Annotated in this window: 22 protein-coding genes; 20 read left to right on the top strand and 2 right to left on the bottom strand. The window is 44.0% G+C overall.

From position 1 onward, the window contains the following. Nucleotides 1-3 precede the first annotated feature (3 nt). The 13 genes from srlA (at nucleotide 4) to lipA (ending at nucleotide 11,109) form a co-directional block, all read left to right on the top strand. Nucleotides 4-531 (top strand): PTS glucitol/sorbitol transporter subunit IIC, encoded by a 528-nt coding sequence (srlA, locus tag FWJ32_RS09075; protein WP_149545639.1) that lies wholly within the window; start codon nucleotides 4-6, stop codon nucleotides 529-531. 14 nt (nucleotides 532-545) lie between these two features. Then, nucleotides 546-1,532 (top strand): PTS glucitol/sorbitol transporter subunit IIB, encoded by a 987-nt coding sequence (gene srlE / locus FWJ32_RS09070; protein WP_275266287.1) that lies wholly within the window; start codon nucleotides 546-548, stop codon nucleotides 1,530-1,532. 57 nt (nucleotides 1,533-1,589) lie between these two features. Next, complete coding sequence (locus tag FWJ32_RS09065; RefSeq protein ID WP_149545637.1) at nucleotides 1,590-1,955, top strand: PTS glucitol/sorbitol transporter subunit IIA; 366 nt, start codon at nucleotides 1,590-1,592, stop codon at nucleotides 1,953-1,955. Nucleotide 1,956: 1 nt separating this feature from the next. Further along, nucleotides 1,957-3,249 carry an NAD(P)H-dependent oxidoreductase gene (locus FWJ32_RS09060; RefSeq protein ID WP_149545636.1) on the top strand — a complete coding sequence of 431 codons (1,293 nt, stop codon included), beginning with the start codon at nucleotides 1,957-1,959 and terminating at the stop codon, nucleotides 3,247-3,249. 293 nt (nucleotides 3,250-3,542) lie between these two features. Further along, nucleotides 3,543-3,662, top strand: coding sequence for a cupin domain-containing protein (locus FWJ32_RS13890; RefSeq protein WP_203227654.1), 120 nt, complete (start codon nucleotides 3,543-3,545; stop codon nucleotides 3,660-3,662). A 32-nt stretch (nucleotides 3,663-3,694) separates the two neighbouring features. Beyond that, entirely contained in the window at nucleotides 3,695-4,654 is a 960-nt protein-coding gene (gene pdhA / locus FWJ32_RS13510) for a pyruvate dehydrogenase (acetyl-transferring) E1 component subunit alpha (RefSeq protein WP_203227650.1), read from the top strand. Nucleotides 4,655-4,666: 12 nt separating this feature from the next. Beyond that, nucleotides 4,667-5,647: an alpha-ketoacid dehydrogenase subunit beta gene (locus FWJ32_RS13505; protein WP_203227649.1), complete on the top strand. Its 981-nt coding sequence runs from the start codon at nucleotides 4,667-4,669 to the stop codon at nucleotides 5,645-5,647. 4 nt (nucleotides 5,648-5,651) lie between these two features. Then, a complete protein-coding gene (locus FWJ32_RS09045) occupies nucleotides 5,652-6,893 on the top strand; it encodes a dihydrolipoamide acetyltransferase family protein (RefSeq protein WP_149545635.1) in 1,242 nt (413 codons plus the stop codon). A gap of 14 nt (nucleotides 6,894-6,907) precedes the next feature. Next, nucleotides 6,908-8,260 carry a dihydrolipoyl dehydrogenase gene (gene lpdA / locus FWJ32_RS09040; protein WP_149545634.1) on the top strand — a complete coding sequence of 451 codons (1,353 nt, stop codon included), beginning with the start codon at nucleotides 6,908-6,910 and terminating at the stop codon, nucleotides 8,258-8,260. A 13-nt stretch (nucleotides 8,261-8,273) separates the two neighbouring features. Then, a complete protein-coding gene (locus tag FWJ32_RS09035) occupies nucleotides 8,274-8,603 on the top strand; it encodes a bh protein (RefSeq protein WP_149545633.1) in 330 nt (109 codons plus the stop codon). Further along, nucleotides 8,593-9,582 (top strand): NAD(+)/NADH kinase, encoded by a 990-nt coding sequence (locus FWJ32_RS09030; RefSeq protein ID WP_149545632.1) that lies wholly within the window; start codon nucleotides 8,593-8,595, stop codon nucleotides 9,580-9,582. Before FWJ32_RS09035 ends, FWJ32_RS09030 begins: the two co-directional genes overlap by 11 nt. 5 nt (nucleotides 9,583-9,587) lie before the next feature. After that, nucleotides 9,588-10,271 carry a lipoyl(octanoyl) transferase LipB gene (gene lipB, locus FWJ32_RS09025; RefSeq protein ID WP_149545631.1) on the top strand — a complete coding sequence of 228 codons (684 nt, stop codon included), beginning with the start codon at nucleotides 9,588-9,590 and terminating at the stop codon, nucleotides 10,269-10,271. Further along, nucleotides 10,258-11,109 (top strand): lipoyl synthase, encoded by an 852-nt coding sequence (lipA, locus tag FWJ32_RS09020; RefSeq protein WP_149545630.1) that lies wholly within the window; start codon nucleotides 10,258-10,260, stop codon nucleotides 11,107-11,109. Before lipB ends, lipA begins: the two co-directional genes overlap by 14 nt. A gap of 15 nt (nucleotides 11,110-11,124) precedes the next feature. Here the strand turns inward: lipA and FWJ32_RS09015 are convergent, their stop codons facing one another. Further along, nucleotides 11,125-11,526 carry a response regulator transcription factor gene (locus FWJ32_RS09015; protein ID WP_149545629.1) on the bottom strand — a complete coding sequence of 134 codons (402 nt, stop codon included), beginning with the start codon at nucleotides 11,524-11,526 and terminating at the stop codon, nucleotides 11,125-11,127. Between the two features lie 261 nt (nucleotides 11,527-11,787). Here FWJ32_RS09015 and FWJ32_RS09010 point away from each other — a divergent pair, with 261 nt between their 5' ends. The 3 genes from FWJ32_RS09010 to FWJ32_RS09000 all read left to right on the top strand — a co-directional run bounded on the left by FWJ32_RS09010 (nucleotide 11,788) and on the right by FWJ32_RS09000 (nucleotide 13,373). Next, nucleotides 11,788-12,420, top strand: coding sequence for an aldehyde ferredoxin oxidoreductase C-terminal domain-containing protein (locus FWJ32_RS09010; protein ID WP_162523581.1), 633 nt, complete (start codon nucleotides 11,788-11,790; stop codon nucleotides 12,418-12,420). A 29-nt stretch (nucleotides 12,421-12,449) separates the two neighbouring features. Then, the gene (locus tag FWJ32_RS09005) at nucleotides 12,450-12,695 is read left to right on the top strand and encodes a MoaD/ThiS family protein (RefSeq protein ID WP_149545627.1); all 246 of its coding nucleotides are present in this window, start codon (nucleotides 12,450-12,452) and stop codon (nucleotides 12,693-12,695) included. Nucleotides 12,696-12,800: 105 nt separating this feature from the next. Continuing rightward, nucleotides 12,801-13,373, top strand: coding sequence for an FAD-dependent oxidoreductase (locus FWJ32_RS09000; RefSeq protein WP_149545626.1), 573 nt, complete (start codon nucleotides 12,801-12,803; stop codon nucleotides 13,371-13,373). Nucleotides 13,374-13,413: 40 nt separating this feature from the next. Here FWJ32_RS09000 and FWJ32_RS08995 read toward each other — a convergent pair whose 3' ends face one another. Beyond that, nucleotides 13,414-14,451 carry an acyltransferase gene (locus tag FWJ32_RS08995; RefSeq protein WP_149545625.1) on the bottom strand — a complete coding sequence of 346 codons (1,038 nt, stop codon included), beginning with the start codon at nucleotides 14,449-14,451 and terminating at the stop codon, nucleotides 13,414-13,416. 255 nt (nucleotides 14,452-14,706) lie between these two features. Between FWJ32_RS08995 and FWJ32_RS08990 the strand changes: the two genes are divergently transcribed. From FWJ32_RS08990 to FWJ32_RS08975, 4 genes are all read left to right on the top strand, one after another. Next, a complete protein-coding gene (locus FWJ32_RS08990; RefSeq protein WP_149545624.1) occupies nucleotides 14,707-15,681 on the top strand; it encodes a 2-hydroxyacid dehydrogenase in 975 nt (324 codons plus the stop codon). Nucleotides 15,682-15,730: 49 nt separating this feature from the next. Continuing rightward, on the top strand, nucleotides 15,731-16,621 hold the full coding sequence (gene garR / locus FWJ32_RS08985; RefSeq protein ID WP_149545623.1) for a 2-hydroxy-3-oxopropionate reductase: 891 nt from the start codon (nucleotides 15,731-15,733) through the stop codon (nucleotides 16,619-16,621). A 96-nt stretch (nucleotides 16,622-16,717) separates the two neighbouring features. Beyond that, complete coding sequence (locus FWJ32_RS13340) at nucleotides 16,718-16,855, top strand: hypothetical protein (protein WP_203227648.1); 138 nt, start codon at nucleotides 16,718-16,720, stop codon at nucleotides 16,853-16,855. A 276-nt stretch (nucleotides 16,856-17,131) separates the two neighbouring features. Continuing rightward, nucleotides 17,132-17,710 carry a thymidine kinase gene (locus tag FWJ32_RS08975; protein ID WP_149545622.1) on the top strand — a complete coding sequence of 193 codons (579 nt, stop codon included), beginning with the start codon at nucleotides 17,132-17,134 and terminating at the stop codon, nucleotides 17,708-17,710. Nucleotides 17,711-17,744 lie beyond the last annotated feature (34 nt).

Below are 17,744 nucleotides of genomic sequence, written 5' to 3'. Positions count from 1 at the left end.
TTAATGGATGTGTTGGCAAATTTTGCACAGGGTTTTATTGGTGTATTTCAGGAAGGTGGAAAGACATTTGTTGGATTTTTAAGTGGGATAGTTCCGACCCTGGTAACCCTGATGACTGCTGTCAATGCCCTGGTCAAGTTTGTTGGTGAGGAAAGGGTTAACAGGTGGGGAGAGGCTGCCGGCAGATATACCATATTGAGGTATACAGTAATGCCTATTATGGCCATGTTCTTTTTAACCAACCCCATGGCTTATACCTTTGGAAGGTTCCTACCTGAAAAGTACAAGCCTGCATTCTATGATGCTGCAGTTTCTTTCTGTCACCCTATAACCGGTCTGTTTCCCCATGCCAATCCTGCTGAGCTCTTTGTCTACATGGGAATCGCCCAGGGGATACAGCAACTGGGGCTTTCTATAGGTGGCCTGGCCGTAAGATACTTTATAGTAGGCATAATAGTAATATTCATACGTGGTGTTGTGACAGAAAGACTTACTTTGAGGATGATGAGACAGCAAGGGATTGAAATATAGAGAGGAGGAGAATTGTGTATAGAGCAGTCCGTATTGAAAAGGGGAATGGAGGATGGGGCGGCCCCCTTGTTATAATGCCGTCCGTTGGCAAGGATAGGATTGTATCTGTTACAGGTGGTGGGATACACCCTGTTGCAAAGAAAATTGCAGAACTGACAGGTGGCACTGCAGTAGATGGTTTTAAGGGTGCTGTTCCAGAAAACGAAATATGCTGTGTGGTGATAGACTGCGGGGGGACTGCCAGGTGTGGAGTATACCCAAAGAAAAGGATTCCAACAGTTAATCTCACGCCTGTAGGACAGGTAGGACCTCTTGCTGAATACATTAAGGAGGATGTATATGTATCCGGTGTCAAAGAGGAAAATATTATATCTGTGGATGAAACCCCTGAAGAGGTAGCTGGAGAGGGAAAATCAGAAAAGTCTGTTTTCGAGGCAGCCACATCACAGGCCAGGCCGGCAAATCAAGTACCCCAGGGAAATATAATTGAGAAGTTCGGCAGAACCATGGGCGGCTTTGTTGGTACCCTGTACCAGGCGGGAAGGCAGACCATAGATCAGTTGATAAGAAATATAATACCGTTTATGGCTTTTGTTGCTACAATAATAGGTATAATCACGGCCACAGGCGTCGGCAACGCACTGGCAAACCTTATAGCACCTCTTGCCGGTACGCTGGTCGGGCTGCTTGTAATTTCTGTGATATGTGCATTTCCTTTACTGTCGCCGTTGCTTGGGCCTGGGGCAGTCATAGCCCAGGTTATAGGGGTGCTGGTTGGTGTAGAGATAGGTAGAGGCCATATACCACCGCAGTTTGCACTGCCTGCCCTGTTTGCCATTGACCCTCAGGTTGGTTGCGACTTTGTACCTGTAGGTTTATCTCTTGGTGAAGCCAAACCGGAGACCACCAGCATAGGTGTCAGTGCCGTTTTGATTTCAAGGCAGTTTACAGGTCCGATTGCTGTTCTCATTGCATATGCATTCAGTTTTGGTCTGTTTTAGATAGCACATGAGGGGGAGCGAAAACGCTCTCCCAAAATATTTTATAGGAGGGGCAAGATGGTAAAGTATCTGACTACAGTAACTGCAGTTGGGGAACAGGTAAGTGAATTAAAGGAAGCCAATATATTGATAATCTTTAATGAAGATGCCCCCAAAGAACTGGCAGAGATATCTGTTTTGCACACTAAGGAAGAGTTAAATGCCGAGGTCAGGCCAGGGGACATCTTAAGGATTGATGAGTGTGATTATGTGATTTTGGATGTTGGAGACGAGGTTAATAAAAATCTTGCTTTACTTGGGCACTGCTGTTTAAAATTCGATAACAACACCGGACTCCTGCCGGGTGATGTCAGGGTTGATGGAGAAATACCTGATATTAAGGTGGGAAGCCGGATAAAAATATATGACAAGGAGAGGATATAAATTGTTAAACCTGAATTATCACTTAAGGAAAATGGAAGAAGAAGGAAAGTACATTAAAATAGGCCTGGTTGGCGCCGGACAGATGGGCAGGGGAATGGTAAGCCAGATGTTTTTGATGAAGGGTATACGGGCTTGCCTGGTATCTGATATTGCACTGGAAAATGTGATAAATGCCTACAGGCTGGCAGGAGTGAAGGATGAAGATATTAAAGTTGTTGAGAGTGTTAAAGAGGCGCAGGAGGCAATAGAGAGTGGCTATTATGTGGCAACTGCCGACAGCACAATCGTAACGGGGACACCTGCCGTTGATGTTGTCATAGACGCCACTGGTGTACCTGAGGTGGGGGCACGCCTGGCCTATGACTCCATTATGAACAGAAAACACATTGTAATGTTGAATGTAGAGACTGACGTCACCGTAGGGCCTCTTCTAAAGAAAATGGCAGACAGCGCAGGTGTTGTCTATACGGTATCTGCAGGCGATGAACCGGGAGCTGTAAAAGAACTGTACGACTTTGTTGATGGACTTGGTTTTGAGGTCCTCGTGGTTGGCAAGGGTAAAAACAATCCCGTAAACAGGCACGCAACCCCGGATTCTCAGGTAGAAAGGGCAAAGATAGAGGGTGCAAATCCGAAGATGCTTGCATCCTTTGTGGATGGCACAAAGACAATGGTTGAAATGACGGCCGTGTCCAACGCTACTGGTTTTCTGCCTGACATACCTGGTATGCACGGGGCATCGGGCAACTGGGATAATCTTACAGAGGTATTAAGACTGAAAGAAGAAGGTGGAGTATTAAATAACTACCATGTGGTTGAATATGTAAACGGTGTGGCTCCCGGCGTGTTTGTTATAGTAAGGGCTCCGCTGAAGGCTATAAATGACGAACTTAAGTATCTGAAGATGGGTGACGGGCCAAACTACCTTCTATACAGGCCGTATCATCTGACAAGCATTGAGACTCCGATTTCTGCAGTGAGGGCCTGCGTATATCATGAGCCTACAATAGCACCTGCTGGAAAACCATATTCTGATACGGTAGCAGTGGCAAAAAGAGATTTAAAGGCTGGAGAGTACTTGGACGGGATTGGCATGTATACAATATATGGAATGATAGAAACCCATGAGAAGGCAAAAGAGATGAATGCTCTGCCGATAGGCCTGGTAAACAAAAAGACGATGGTGTTAAGGGATATTAAGGAGGGGGAGGTAATAACATATGAGGACGTTGAGCTTGATGACCAATCTATAATAACCCAGTTGAGAAAGTTGCAGGATCAGCTTATTGGATAGATTTGCGGTACAAAAGGTGGGGGCATGTTTGCTCCCACTCAGGTTTTAAGCGATATGGCATGAAATATGCGTTATTGTCTTATGGACGGGATGTATTTGTGACTTTTAAGGGAAAAATGGTGCGGATGTATCAAAAGATGATTGGAATAAGGGAATTTGAATGCACACAAATTTGTGAAATGGATGGTGAAATGAGATGAGGGGTGAAAGAGATGATAGTAGGGAATATGGCCGCACATCAACTATGTAGTAAAAGGAAAGGGGAGACTTCATATTGATGATACAGATTATGTATAAAAGAAGGGTCATTTGCATATGTTCCCTCTAATAAGACTCATCAGTTCACAAATACGGGAGAGGAAACATTAGAGCTTATTTGTATAGTACCTGAAGAGGGCGATACAAAGAGGTAATATAGGTAACACTATAAAGGAGGTTGTAAAAGATGGAACTTTCAAAGGAAAAAATGCTGTGGATGTACCAAAAGATGGTGGAAATAAGGAAATTTGAACTCAAGGTGGATGAGCTTTTTAAGAAAAACATGATATGGGGTACATGCCACCTGTATATTGGTGAGGAGGCAACTGCGGTAGGCGCCTGTGCCGCACTCAACAGGGATGACTACATCACAAGCACGCACAGAGGGCATGGGCACTGCATCGCAAAAGGTGCAGAGATGAAGAGGATGATGGCTGAGCTCTTGGGGAGAGAGACCGGGTATTGCAAAGGCAGAGGAGGGTCAATGCATATAGTAGATGTATCTACTGGAAACCTTGGTGCCAATGGGGTTGTGGCAGGAGGCATACCCATAGCCACAGGTGCGGCTCTGGCGTCGAAGAGAAGAGGTGATGGAAAGGTTACAATATGCTTCTTTGGAGATGGAGCGGGCAATGAGGGTGCTTTCCATGAGTCACTAAATATGGCCGGGATATGGAAATTGCCCATAGTGTATCTATGCGAAAATAACCTCTATGGCATGTCCAATCCCGTGAAAAATTCAACGGCTGTTGAGGATATTGCTGTAAGGGGCCAGGCCTATAATATACCAGGAGTGATAGTTGACGGCAATGACGTACTGGCTGTATATGAGACGGTGAAAGAAGCTGTGGGCAGGGCCAGAAGAGGAGAAGGGGCTACCCTCATAGAGAGCAAGACATACAGATGGATGGGTCATTCAAAGAGCGACCCGAGAGCCTACAGGACAAGAGAAGAGGAACAGGAGTGGAAAGAGAGAGACCCTATCAAGCTTTTTGCATCGCAGCTCATGGATAGAAATATAGCTACAGAGGATGAGCTAAAGAAGATAGATGAACAGGTGGACGAAGAGATTGAAGAGGCCTATGAATTTGCAGTAAACAGTCCAAAAGCCAGGGTTGAAGACATAACAGAGTACGTTTATGCATAGGGAGGGAATGATATGAGTGAAAAGACATATATAGATGCGTTGGCTGAGGCATTGAGAGAAGAGTTTGACCGGGATGAGAATGTGTTTATGATGGGAGAGGATATAGGGATATATGGAGGTGCTTTTGGTGTCACCAAGGGCATGTACCCTAAGTATAAGGATAAACTATTGGATACACCGATATCCGAGGCCAGCATAGTTGGTGCAGGGGTAGGATGCGCCCTTGTCGGTATGAGGCCCATTGTAGAGATAATGTTTTCTGATTTTATGATGGATGCCATGGAATGGATAGTAAATCAGGCCGCAAAGCTCAGGTATATGACCGGTGGTCAGCTTAAGGTACCTATGGTGATAAGAGCGCCCATGGGCTGCGGCACAGGAGCTGCGGCACAGCATTCGCAGAGCCTACCTGCATTGTTTGCCCATATCCCGGGGCTCAAGGTGGTTATGCCGGCTACACCTTATGATGTCAAAGGTATGCTGAAGGCTGCTGTCAGGGATGATAACCCCGTAATATTCTTTGAGCATAAGCTCTTATACTGGACAAAGGGGGATGTGCCTGAAGGCGACTATACAGTGCCTATCGGAAAGGCGGCAGTAAAAAGAGAAGGTAAAGACATAACAATTATTGCTGGTTCTATCATGGTACCGAGGTCAATGGAGGCTGCAGAGAAGTTAAAGGAATATGGAATAGATGCCGAGGTAATAGATATCAGGAGTCTTGTGCCAATGGATGTGGAGACTATAGTGGAATCTGTATCCAAAACGGGAAAAGCTATAATAGTAGAAGACGATAATAAAAATAACGGCTGGGGCTCAGAGGTTGTATCAAAACTCATAGAGAGCGACGCCTTTGACTATCTGGACGAGCCGATAAAGAGGCTGGCTGGCAAGGATATACCAATTCCATATGCGCCTGAACTGGAGAGGGCGGCAGTACCACAGATAGAGGACATAATTGAGGGAGTAAAAGAAATATTTGATAAGAGGTGATAGCATGGCCAATGTGGAATTGATGCCAAAACTGGGCATGACAATGGCAGAGGGAGTAATACTGAGATGGATAAAAAAAGAAGGGGACAGGGTAGAGCAGGGAGAACCGCTCTTAGAGATTCAAACAGATAAGGTCAATATAGAGGAGGAATCATCTTATAGCGGAGTGCTATTGAAGATACTGGCTCCGGAGGGTGCTACGGTACCCATAAATGAGCCTATAGCTATTATCGGAGAAGAAGGGGAAGATGTAGAAAAGATATTGAGTGGGATTGGGAAGTCCAGTCAGAGTGGACAGTTAGAGAGTGAAAATAGAGAAACGGAAAAAGCAGAGGTTAAAGGAGCGGAGCTCAAGGGTATAAAAGAATCTGTACGTGAAGAAAGGCACGTTCAAACGGATAAGCCAAGGGCTACACCGGTAGCAAGAAAGATAGCAAAGGAGAATAAATTGGACCTTAAGGAAGTGGTTGGAAGTGGGCCTAAGGGAAGAATACAGAGGGCTGATGTGGAAAAATACCTAAAGGAAATAGAAGTCAAACCCGCTATTACTGCAAAGCCTGAGGAGATTTCAGGCAGAGTCCCATTAACCGGCATGAGGGGCATAATTGCAGATAAGATGCAAAAAAGTATGAACACGGCACCCCATTTTTATGTTACAATGGAAATAGATATGAGTGAGGTCCTCACGCTCAGAGAAAGATTGAATGGCAAACTTAAAGATGTTAAGATCAGCCTGAATACAATCCTTATAAAGGCATCAGCTACGGCAATAAAGGGATTCCCCATAGTCAACGCCTATGTGGAGGAAAACTCCATAGTAATGAAAGAAGGAATAAACATCGGATTGGCGGTAGCGCTGGAAGATGGTCTTATAGTGCCTGTGGTTAAAGACGCTGATAAGAAGGGTTTGAGTGAAATTGCCAGGGAGGAGCGTGCTCTTGTGGAGAAAGCACGAAATGGTAAACTTATGCCGGATGAGTACTCAGGAGGCAGCTTTACCATATCCAATCTTGGCATGTTTGATGTCACCAGGTTTACCGCTATAATTAACCAGCCTGAGGTTGCAATTTTAGCTGTTGGGATGGTTAGGGAGGTGCCGGTGGTAGTAAATGGAGAGATAGTCATAAGACCCATCATGGAGGCGACCCTGTCATCTGATCATCGTGTAATTGATGGTGCTGTAGCTGCAAGATTCTTAAAGAGAATAAAGGAAATTCTGGAGGATCCCATTCAGATGATTGTGTAGAGGAGGGTTCAATAGTGGACTATGATGTAATAGTTGTAGGCGGTGGGCCTGGAGGCTATACTGCGGCTATAAGGCTGGCTGAACTTGGCAAAAAAGTGGCAATAGTGGAAGAGGACTCACTGGGGGGCACATGCCTCAACAGAGGCTGTATACCCACCAAGGTATATGCCCATGCCTCTGAACTGATAAATGGCATAAAGGCTGCCGATGACTTCGGCATAGTGGCACAGTATACGGTAGATACGGATAAGATGCGAAAAAAGAAGGAAAGGGTAGTAAAGAGGCTTGTTGGCGGTGTGGGCTATCTTATGAAGGCCCATAATATCGATGTCATCAATGGCAAGGCCTCATTTATAGACAAAAATACCATACAGGTGGATAAGAGGTATACTGCTAATAACTTCATAATAGCTACAGGATCCAAGACCTTTATACCACCCATACCGGGTGTGGAGAATTCCGGTGTAATAACCAGCGACAAAGCCCTGGAACTGGAAAATGTACCTGAAAAGATTGTCATCATCGGGGCAGGGATAATCGGATTGGAGTTTGCCAATATATATAATGCCCTTGGCAGCAGGGTAACCGTCATAGAAATGCTTCCTGAGCTGTTGCCCATGATTGACAGGGACATAGTAGAAATAATGCTCAAATCGTTGAGGAGTAAAAGGATAGATCTACACCTTAACAGCAAGGTGGAGAGAATAGAGGCCGGGCCTAAGGTAGTATACGCAGAGAATGGGAATACAAACAGTATAGAATGTGATACAGTGCTTGTCGCTGTGGGCAGGGTAGCTAATATAAACGGGGTAGAGAGACTTAACCTTGAAACTGACAGAAAGGGTATAAGGGTTGACTCCCACATGAGGACAAGTTTGGATAACATATATGCCGTAGGTGATGTGACAGGAGGTATACAGCTTGCTCATGTTGCTGCATACCAGGGGATTGTAGCGGCACACAATATAGCTGGTGAAGAAAGAGAAGCAGATTACAGTGTGGTGCCAAGCTGTCTGTATACTGAACCGGAGGTTGCATGGGTAGGCTTAAATGAGGGCCAGGCCAGGGAGAAATACGGCGAGGTAAGGATAGGCACATTCCCGTATTCCGCTCTGGGCAGGGCCATGACCATGGGAGAAAACGACGGCCTTGTAAAGATAATAGCAGAGGCAAAGTACAACCAGGTAGTTGGGATGGAGATAATAGGCAGGGACGCCACGGAGATTATTCATGAAGGTGCTCTTGCAATAAAAGAGGAGTTTACGGCCGAGGAGATTGCCGACACTATCCATGCCCATCCAACCCTGTCGGAGGGCATAAAAGAAGCTGCGGAGGACGTCCTGGGTATGCCGATAAATAAGGGCTAAGGGAAGTGATTATATGTCTACTCAAATGAAGGCTGTGCTTTTCTGCCTCCACTGCAATAGGGAGACAGAACATACAATAACATATGTAGGCAATGTGATAAAGAGCATAAGATGCGAGGAATGCGGTACTGAGATAGAGCTTAAGAGGGAAGCTCTGGTTAAGGATTATGCTGGTGATTTTATAGACAGGATTATGACCAAACCCACCAGGATGACAAAAGAACTGGAGAAAGACCTGACGGGTTTTCTCTGTTCCATGCCCATAAGGATCTTGACAAAGCCATACAGGGTATTAAAAGAAGTAAAAGAAGTGCTTAAGGAAGATAAGAAAGATGAAAAATAGTGTTGGGATAATTGTAAACCCGGAGTCCGGGAGGGATATACGGAGGCTGACCACAATGGCCTCCACTTTTGATAATAATCAAAAATTGAATATGCTGGAAAGACTGGTCATGAGTTTGCAGTCCATGGGTGTAGAGAGGGCCTATGTAATGCCTGATAGCTTTTCGATGGGCCAGAAGACCGCTGATACGTTAAAAGCCAGAGGCAAGCTTGAAATGGATATTTCTGTTATAGATATCCCTCTTACAGGAAAACCTGTTGACACTATGAGGGCGGCTGAAGCTTTTGGGGAGCTTGATGTTGGCATTATTGTTGTTATGGGTGGGGATGGTACCAACAGGCTGGTTTTTAAATCAAACAGGGCAACGCCGATTTTACCAATATCCACAGGGACGAACAATGTCTTTCCCTATTTGATTGAGACCACTACAGCAGGGATAGCAGCAGGAGTCTATATCTATGGATATGCAGGTGATAATGCGATTCAAAGAAGGAAATTTTTAAGGATATGCAGGGGAGATTTTGAGGATATTGCCCTGATTGATGTTGGCATTGTAGACGAGCTTTTTAAAGGCAGCCGGGCAGTATGGGATACCAAAAGGGTGAAAGAGGTATTTTCCACTGTGGCCAGGCCGGAGTTCATTGGTCTTTCGTCTATTGCAGGATATCTGGATATAGTTGATTTTGATTCTCCCTGTGGGGCCCATGTTATTCTCGGTTCAAAATATACAGTAAAGGTGCCATATGCGCCTGGGACTGTGGACAGCATAGGTATAGACCTGTATGAGAGGATGGAGCCGGATAGAGAGTACGTGATTGATTATGGCGATTTTATGCTTGCCCTTGATGGAGAAAGAGATATAATAGTTAAAAATGGAGATGGCACAAAGGTTATCCTGGGCCTTGATGGACCAAAGGTTTTAAATGTTTCTGCGACATTGAAGAGTGCTGTGTCTAGAGGCATTTTTAAAAGGGGCTGATTGAAGTGAGGAGAGGAGAGGTCTTAAAACTGGGTTTGATACCCTATCTCAAAGGTAAAGAGATTCAGCTTGCCGCCATGGAAAGGGTAAAAAGCGGAGAGACAGATGGGGTGCTTATTATCCTCCAGCATCCGCCGGTGTATACCATTGGCAGTGCCGGGGGTTTTGATAATATTTTAATCCCGATGGAGGAACTTGAGAAAAGGGCTGAGATCTATAAGGTGGAGAGGGGTGGCAATATCACCTTTCATGGGCCTGGCCAGATTGTGGCCTATCCCGTGTTTGACCTTACTAAATGGGGTAAGGATGTACACCTCTATGTGGATAAGCTGGAGGAGGTCATCATAAGGCTCTTGGCGGAATATGGTATAAAAGCAGGGAGAAAGGCCAAATACACCGGCGTATGGATGGACGACGAGAAGATATGCGCCATAGGTGTGGCCGTAAGGCACTGGATAACATGGCATGGCCTGGCCTTTAATGTAAATACAGACCTTTCATATTTCAACCTGATAAATCCCTGCGGCATAACAGATTTTGGAGTTACATCCTTGAACAAGCTTGGCATAGATGAAGATATATTAAGTGTAAGAGAGAGAATGATTGGCAGGTTTAAAGATGTGTTTGATATAGGGTTTGAGGAGATATCCTTAAGCAGATTGGTGGCGAATGAAGATGAAAAAGCCTGATTGGCTCAAGGTCAGGGTATCATCGGAAGAACTTGAAAAAATGCAGGTTTTTTTGAGCAACATGTCACTTAATACCGTCTGTCAAAGTGCAGACTGTCCAAATATAGGAGAATGTTTTGCTAAGAGGACAGCTACATTTATGATTATGGGGAATATCTGCACCAGAGGTTGCAGATTCTGCGCTGTGGATAAGGGTCACCCTCTCCCGTTGGATGAGGATGAACCCAGGAGAGTGGCGGAAGCTGCAAGAAAACTGGGACTTAGACATGCAGTTGTCACCTGTGTTACCAGGGATGATATACCTGACGGTGGGGCGCAGCACTTTGCAAAGACAATAAATGAGCTCAGGAAGATACCCAGCCTCACTGTGGAGGTGCTTGTATCAGATTTTATGGGCAATGAAGAATCCATAAAGACTGTGGTCATGGCCAGGCCGGATGTCATAAACCACAATATAGAGACAGTACCGAGACTGTACTCCATGGTAAGGCCCAGAGCGGATTATCAGCGGTCCTTAAACCTCCTAAAAAGGGTTAAAGAGCTGGATGACAATATACTTACCAAGTCCGGTATCATGGTTGGCTTAGGTGAATTGGAGGATGAGGTCATAGAGGTAATGCAGGACCTTCGGGATATAGACTGCGACATGATGACCATAGGCCAGTATTTAAGGCCATCGGGAAAGCACATAGAGGTGGCAGAATATATCACACCCGAACAGTTCAAAAGATACAGAGAGATTGGTTATCAGATGGGTTTTAAATATATAGCGTCCGGACCGCTGGTAAGAAGTTCTTACCATGCTGGAGAGGGCATAGAAAAAATAAGGGCTGTATAGGCCCTTGTTTAGTCTCTACTCTCTATTAAGACACATCATTTCTTTCATCTTATAGATCACTGCTGTTCTGCTGTTCACATTCATTTTTTTGAATATGTTTTCTGTATGAGCTTTTACAGTATGGATACTTATAGAGAGCTCATCGGCAATCTCCTGGTTGCTAAACCCTCTTTCTATCAGCTTGGCTATCTCCAGTTCCCTTGGAGTTAGGCCAAAGTACTGTGCCGCCTCGCTGCAACTAATCTTTTCCACCGATGGATTAGGGGTAATATATACAGCATAAATCGTTTCCACTGTATCTGACACTGCAGGGACGATAAATGGGACAAGTTTAAATGAATAATTAGATATAGTGACGTTGGTGCAGGAATTCTTCCCCGAGTAAGAGGATAAAATTTTAGGCTTTTTTGTAGCCATTGTCTTTGACTTTTATCATTTTCAGACACTCCCCACTAACTGATAAAGGTGAGTAAATCCTGCGTAAGGCCGTGTTGATAGATTGTGGATTGTTTTGAGAGAGTTTGATGTCCCATTGAGCTTGTCCTGGAACTGTTATCAATCCCCCGGATGTCATCAACATCAAAACCGACTGCGCTTAATATATTTTACTTTATTCGACAATAAATTTTTTTACTATCATAGCATTGTCACCCCCAAACTTAGATTGAATGGATAATATTGAAGCGTCTGCAAACCATTGCTGCGGAGAAACTAGGCAAGGGCTCAGAGTATCTGCAAACTGCACGCAACATTGAACTGCCTATGCATGACCCAAGGCTTGCCCCGGGGTATGCTAGAACCTACCAGTATGATCCCCCACCAGGTCGCCATGTTAAAGGCGGCTTGGGCATGGTGCAGATGTCAAATCCTGATCCGGCCAAATATAATTATGAAAACACAGGTGAAGCTGACTATAGTGCTACGGTTTTTTCAGAGGTGCTTGACTGTGCCGGATTATGTTTGTTCATCACTCTTACGGGACAGGCAGAAGCGATTCCTAAGCTCCTGGAGGCGGTAACGGGGATTGAGCCGCAAGAGGCTATGGCTGCTGGAGCAAGGGTACTTAATATGCGGCAAGCTTTCAATGTTCGAGAGGGCTTGAGACCATCAGATTTTAATATACCCCTCCGCTCTGTAGGCAAACCTCCTCTGGAGAAAGGGCCCACCGCAAACTGCACAGTTGATAATGAGAAGTTGGGTGATAACTTTTTTGCTGCTGTCGGATGGGACCGTACTACGGGGAAACCTTACCGCGAGGTGCTTGAACGACTAGGTGGCATGGACGACGTAATAGCTGACCTGTATAATTGAACTGCCCATCAATTAAGGGAGAAATTATAATGGTTATAACTGTGAAGTTTTATTCATTTTATCAGAACCTTGCCGGCAAAGAAAGTATTCAGGTTCAGATGCCTGACCACAGTACTTTGGGCGATCTGCTTGATACCTTAAAGGAGTTGTTTCCACAATTATTCCCAGAAGCGGAAAAAGCCCTGTTTATTATTAATCAAAAGGCTGCAGTTAGGGAGTCTGTCTTGAATGATGGGGATCAGGTACTGATGCTTGCCATTCTTTCGGGTGGATGATAATCGGTTACTATACTAATTAAGCAGGATTATGTATACCTAATAATAAAATAAAAGTGGTGATTTGTATGTTGATCAAAGCGGCAGTGACTTTTTAAAACAGGAATGCCAATTTTATGCGGATTTACAAATTCAAAGTGTCGGAGTCAGGAAAACAGAAAACCTGAAATTTTACTCAACAATGAATCTAATATAAAAGGTATAGACAACCCCAAATTTGTCAAAGCAGTTGATGTGCTGGACGGAAAGAAAGAAGCCGGCATGAATGTCCTCATAGTCGGTGGCGGTATGGTGGGTGTTGAGACAGCAGACTTCTTAGGTGCGCACTATCATAATGTTACGATAGTAGAGATGCTGCCGGAAATAGCAAGGGATGAACAGGCAGCAGTCAAATACTTCCTCATGGAGAGGCTGAATAAATACGGTGTCAAAGCTATTACCGGTGCCACAGTAAAGGAGTTCCTTGATGACGGTGTGGTATATGAGAAAGACGGAAAAGAAGAAAAGCTCACAGGATTTGATACGATAGTCCTGGCCATGGGTGCCAAGGCATATAACCCGCTGGAAGAGAAGATAAAGGGAAAGATACCTGAGGTATATGTAATTGGCGATGCTGTAAAGGCCAGAAAGGCTTTGGAGGCCATAGAAGAGGCTGCAAGGGTAGCAGTGAAGATATAACGGAAGTCTGATAAAAGGACCTGTCATGTGACAGGTCCTTTTATCCAACGATATATTTGCTCCAAGCAGTATTTTCAAGGGCTGCTGTAATGATATAAGATACAGCATATATAGTCAGGAACTCAAATAAGGTGTATAGGTGATACATCATGATGTTACCGGTATTATATATGCCATTCATAATGGAAAGCAGGAGTGGATGTATCAGGTATATGCCAAATGAGAGCCTGCCTGCACTCTCGAGGGACCGTATCCTTAGTCTTTTGGAAATATAAAGGAGTGATAAAGCTGCAGATGTTACATATATATACCATACCAGATTGAATACCGACAAAGGTACATATATGCTAAGGTTTAAAAGATGATAGAGGTATATATAAGATACACCTGAGACAATAGCTACAGGGAGACATGTGGCAATATACTTTTCCTTTCGAGTGTATGCCTCATAATTTATGCCGATCCACGAGCCTGTAAATACAAGAAGTATATACCATGCCACGAGGACTGCGCTTCGCTGGAAATAGTGCACAATGTAGGACTGATACACATAATAAAAGAGTATCTGTATGAGTGCCGAAATTAACAGCATATGACAAAATTTAATTTTTACATGAGATATAAGAAATACTATGAATGGCATAAAAAGGTAGAGCTGCAGTATTATTATCACAAAGTAAAGGTGATAATAGCCATTCCCGGTGATTATATATTTAAGATAATTATGTATTGTGAGAGGTGTTGCACCTCCTGTGATTACGTATTTGGTTAACAGGTATATAAATGTCCACGACATATATGGCGGGATTATTCTCATAAGACGCTTCAGATAGAAATCCTTGAGATGGCGGATGGTTATTGTGCGAAACCTTTCTCTGTAGACATAGGAGAGCAGGAGGCTGCTTGCGAAGATAAAAGCGGGTACTGCAAACTGAGATAACCTGTTGATAAAAAGGTATACCATATATGAGTATGAAGATACATCGAATTTTATTAAGCCATCACTGGTGGTGTGTATTGCTATAACGGCTGTTATGGCCAGGCCCTTCAAAACGTCCAGTTCTTTAAGTCTTCCCACTATTAATCACCCGCAAAATTGTAATATAATAACAGCTGTTGCATGGGTAAAACCTTATTGATATCTGTTTTTTATTATATTCTTTTGCGGAGATTATTGCATCATAATTTACATAAAAATTTTTATGAATGTACAGCTTGAGAGGTTTTACATGGGTGTGTACGTTACACGACAAAAATTCTTATTATTTTTTTAACCTTTTTCAAGTTTTTTTGCTATAATTATACTTAGAATACAGTAACAGGAGGGATTGGTATGTTTAAGGTACTTTTAACCCGTGAGATACCAGGAGTTGCTATGGAAAAACTAAAAAGAGAGGTTGACTTGGAGTATGTGTCCGGGGAGACCAAGCTTACGAAAGAGGAGATTGTGGAAAAGATAAAAGGCAAGGACGGCATAATATCAATGCTGGATGACCCAATCGATGCAGATGTGATAAATGCCTCACCAAACCTCAAGGTTATTTCCAACTATGCGGTTGGTTTTAATAATATAGACATAAAGACGGCTACAAAGAAGGGCATAGTTGTCACAAATACGCCCGGGGTGCTAACCAATGCTACAGCAGATCTGGCGTGGGCACTTCTCATGGCTGTCTCGAGGAGGATAGTTGAGGGGGATAAATACCTCAGGGCTGGTAAGTTCCATTGCTGGGGGCCAAAGCTCATGCTTGGTTATGAGTTTGCAGGAAAGACCCTTGGGATAATTGGTATGGGAAGGATAGGCAGTGCCGTTGCAAAGAGGGCAAAGGGGTTTGACATGCATGTCATATACTATAAGAGGCGCAGGCTCTCAGAGGAAGAAGAAAGGGAAATAGGGGCTGAGTATGTGAGCTTAGACGAACTCCTATCCAGGTCGGATTTCATATCGATCCACACACCGCTGACTGAGGATACCAAAAATATGCTGGGTGAAGAGCAGTTTAAAAAGATGAAGAAGAACTGCATACTGGTAAATACTGCCCGTGGTCCGATAATAGATGAAAAGGCTCTGGCAAAGGCATTAAAAGAGGGGTGGATAGCAGGTGCAGGGCTGGACGTTTATGAGAATGAACCTGCAGTTACGCCTGAGCTTTTGGAACTTGACAATGTGGTATTAGAACCACATATAGGCAGTGCCACATATGAGGCCAGGGAGAGGATGGCTGAGATGGTTGTGGAGGACTGTCTTGCCGTACTTAATGGTAAGAAACCGCAAAATATAGTAAATAAAGAGGTATATGAAAAATAAATTTAGCCCGGGATACTCCGGGTTTGTTTTCTATAGGAGGATGATTTAAATGAAGGTAGGTTTTATAGGGCTGGGTATAATGGGCAGGCCTATGGCTAAAAATCTTATCAAAGCGGGTTATTCTCTCGTTGTAATGGGTCATAGAAACAGGACACCTGTTGAGGAACTTGTATCCCTTGGGGCAGAGGAAGCCAAAACTCCTGGAGATGTTGGCAAACTTTCTGACCTGGTTATAACGATGCTGCCTGACTCGCCGGAGGTAAGGGAAGTGGTCCTGGGAGAAGATGGCCTTATAAATGGTATGAGGCCTGGCTCCATCCTTATTGATATGAGTTCAATCTCACCGGCGGCATCTAAAGAGATAAGTAATGAGCTTGCTAAGAAGGGAATAAGGATGATGGACGCTCCTGTAAGCGGAGGTGAACAGGGGGCAATTGATGGGACACTGGCCATAATGGTGGGTGGTAGTGAATCAGACTTTGAGGAATGTCTGCCAGTACTCAGGGCTGTAGGGAAGAGTATAGTAAGGGTGGGTGATATAGGCAGCGGCAATACGGCAAAGCTGGTAAACCAAATAATCGTGGCAGGGAATATTGCAGTTATGTCTGAGGCCTTTGCAATGGGGGTAAAGGCCGGGGCTGATCCTGAAAGAATATATGAGGCTATAAAGGGCGGCCTGGCCGGAAGCCGTGTGCTGGATGCCAAGCTTCCTGCTATATTAAAGCGCAACTTCACACCTGGCTTCAAGCTTAAACTTCATATAAAGGACCTTAAGAATGCACTGGATGAAGCCCATGATATAGCGGCATTTTTACCTATAACATCTATGGTGATGGAGATGATGCAAAACCTCAAGGCAGATGGTAAGGATGAGATGGATCATGCAGCTTTAGTCCAGTTTTATGAGAAGATTGTCGGCTCTGAGGTTAAAAATAATTGATGATTTTACCTGTATTAATGGTATAATATTCCCCAAATGCGTATCTCAAATTTCCTGCACATGCCAGCAGGTGAGGTTAAAAACAGGGCCACTATAATGGGTTCTGTGGATATTGGAAGACTGCCCGGGGTTGTCAAGGTGACTATGCTTGTCCCCGGCAAGAAGCTGCGGGAGATAGACCTTGGACTCTATAGAATGGCATATGAGACATACAGAGAATTTATAGAAGAATAACTTCATGAGGAGACGAATATATGGATTTTACGCCAATTAAGAGACAGAAGGTATATAAAGATATAATAGAGCAATTCAAGATGATGATATACAGCGGTGAGCTAAAGAAAGGAATAATTTGATATATCTATAATAGATTTATATGTTCCAGGTAAGTATGGCTTATCTGGGACTTTTGTTTTACAAAAATAAGATACATGTTCCAGTCTTTTTTCGTAATCTTCTTGCACGTCAGATGTGGTATGATATCGTTAGAAATAATGGGAGGGTATGTGAATGGTAGGTAAATTGGAGGTTATAAGGGGATGCATGTTTTCAGGAAAGACGGAGGAGCTCATAAGGAGGCTTCATCGGTTAAAATATGCCAAACAGACCTATATCTTGTACAAGCCGGCGATAGATAACAGGTATGAAGAGGCCCATGTGGTTTCGCATAACGGTTTTAAACTTCAAGCAATACCTGTGGAGGGCTCAAGGGATATACTGGAAGATGTATTGAGGCAGGAGGCAGAAGGGAATCATTTTGATGTGATAGGGGTTGATGAGGTCCAGTTTTTGGATAGGGGGATTGTAGAAGTTTCTAAAACATTGATACATAAGGGTTACAGAGTGATATTGGCAGGTCTTGATACTGACTTTAGAGGAGAGCCTTTTGGACCGATGGGGGATCTTTTAGCCATAGCAGATGAAGATGAGAGGCTGTATGCCATATGCTCTGTATGTGGACAGCCTGCAATCATGACGCAGAGGATAATAAACGGAGAGCCCGCCCGATGGGATGACCCCACTATTCTTGTGGGTGGTGTAGACAGGTATGAGGCCAGGTGTAGAGAGCACCATATAGTGGTAAAATAAATGACATTCATCAAATAAAACCTTAAAGTAAATC

It is taken from the genome of Calorimonas adulescens (assembly GCF_008274215.1).
GTDB lineage: Bacteria > Bacillota > Thermoanaerobacteria > Thermoanaerobacterales > UBA4877 > Calorimonas > Calorimonas adulescens.
Note: the sequence above shows the minus strand (reverse complement) of the source record. Positions and strands in the feature narration are given on the sequence as shown.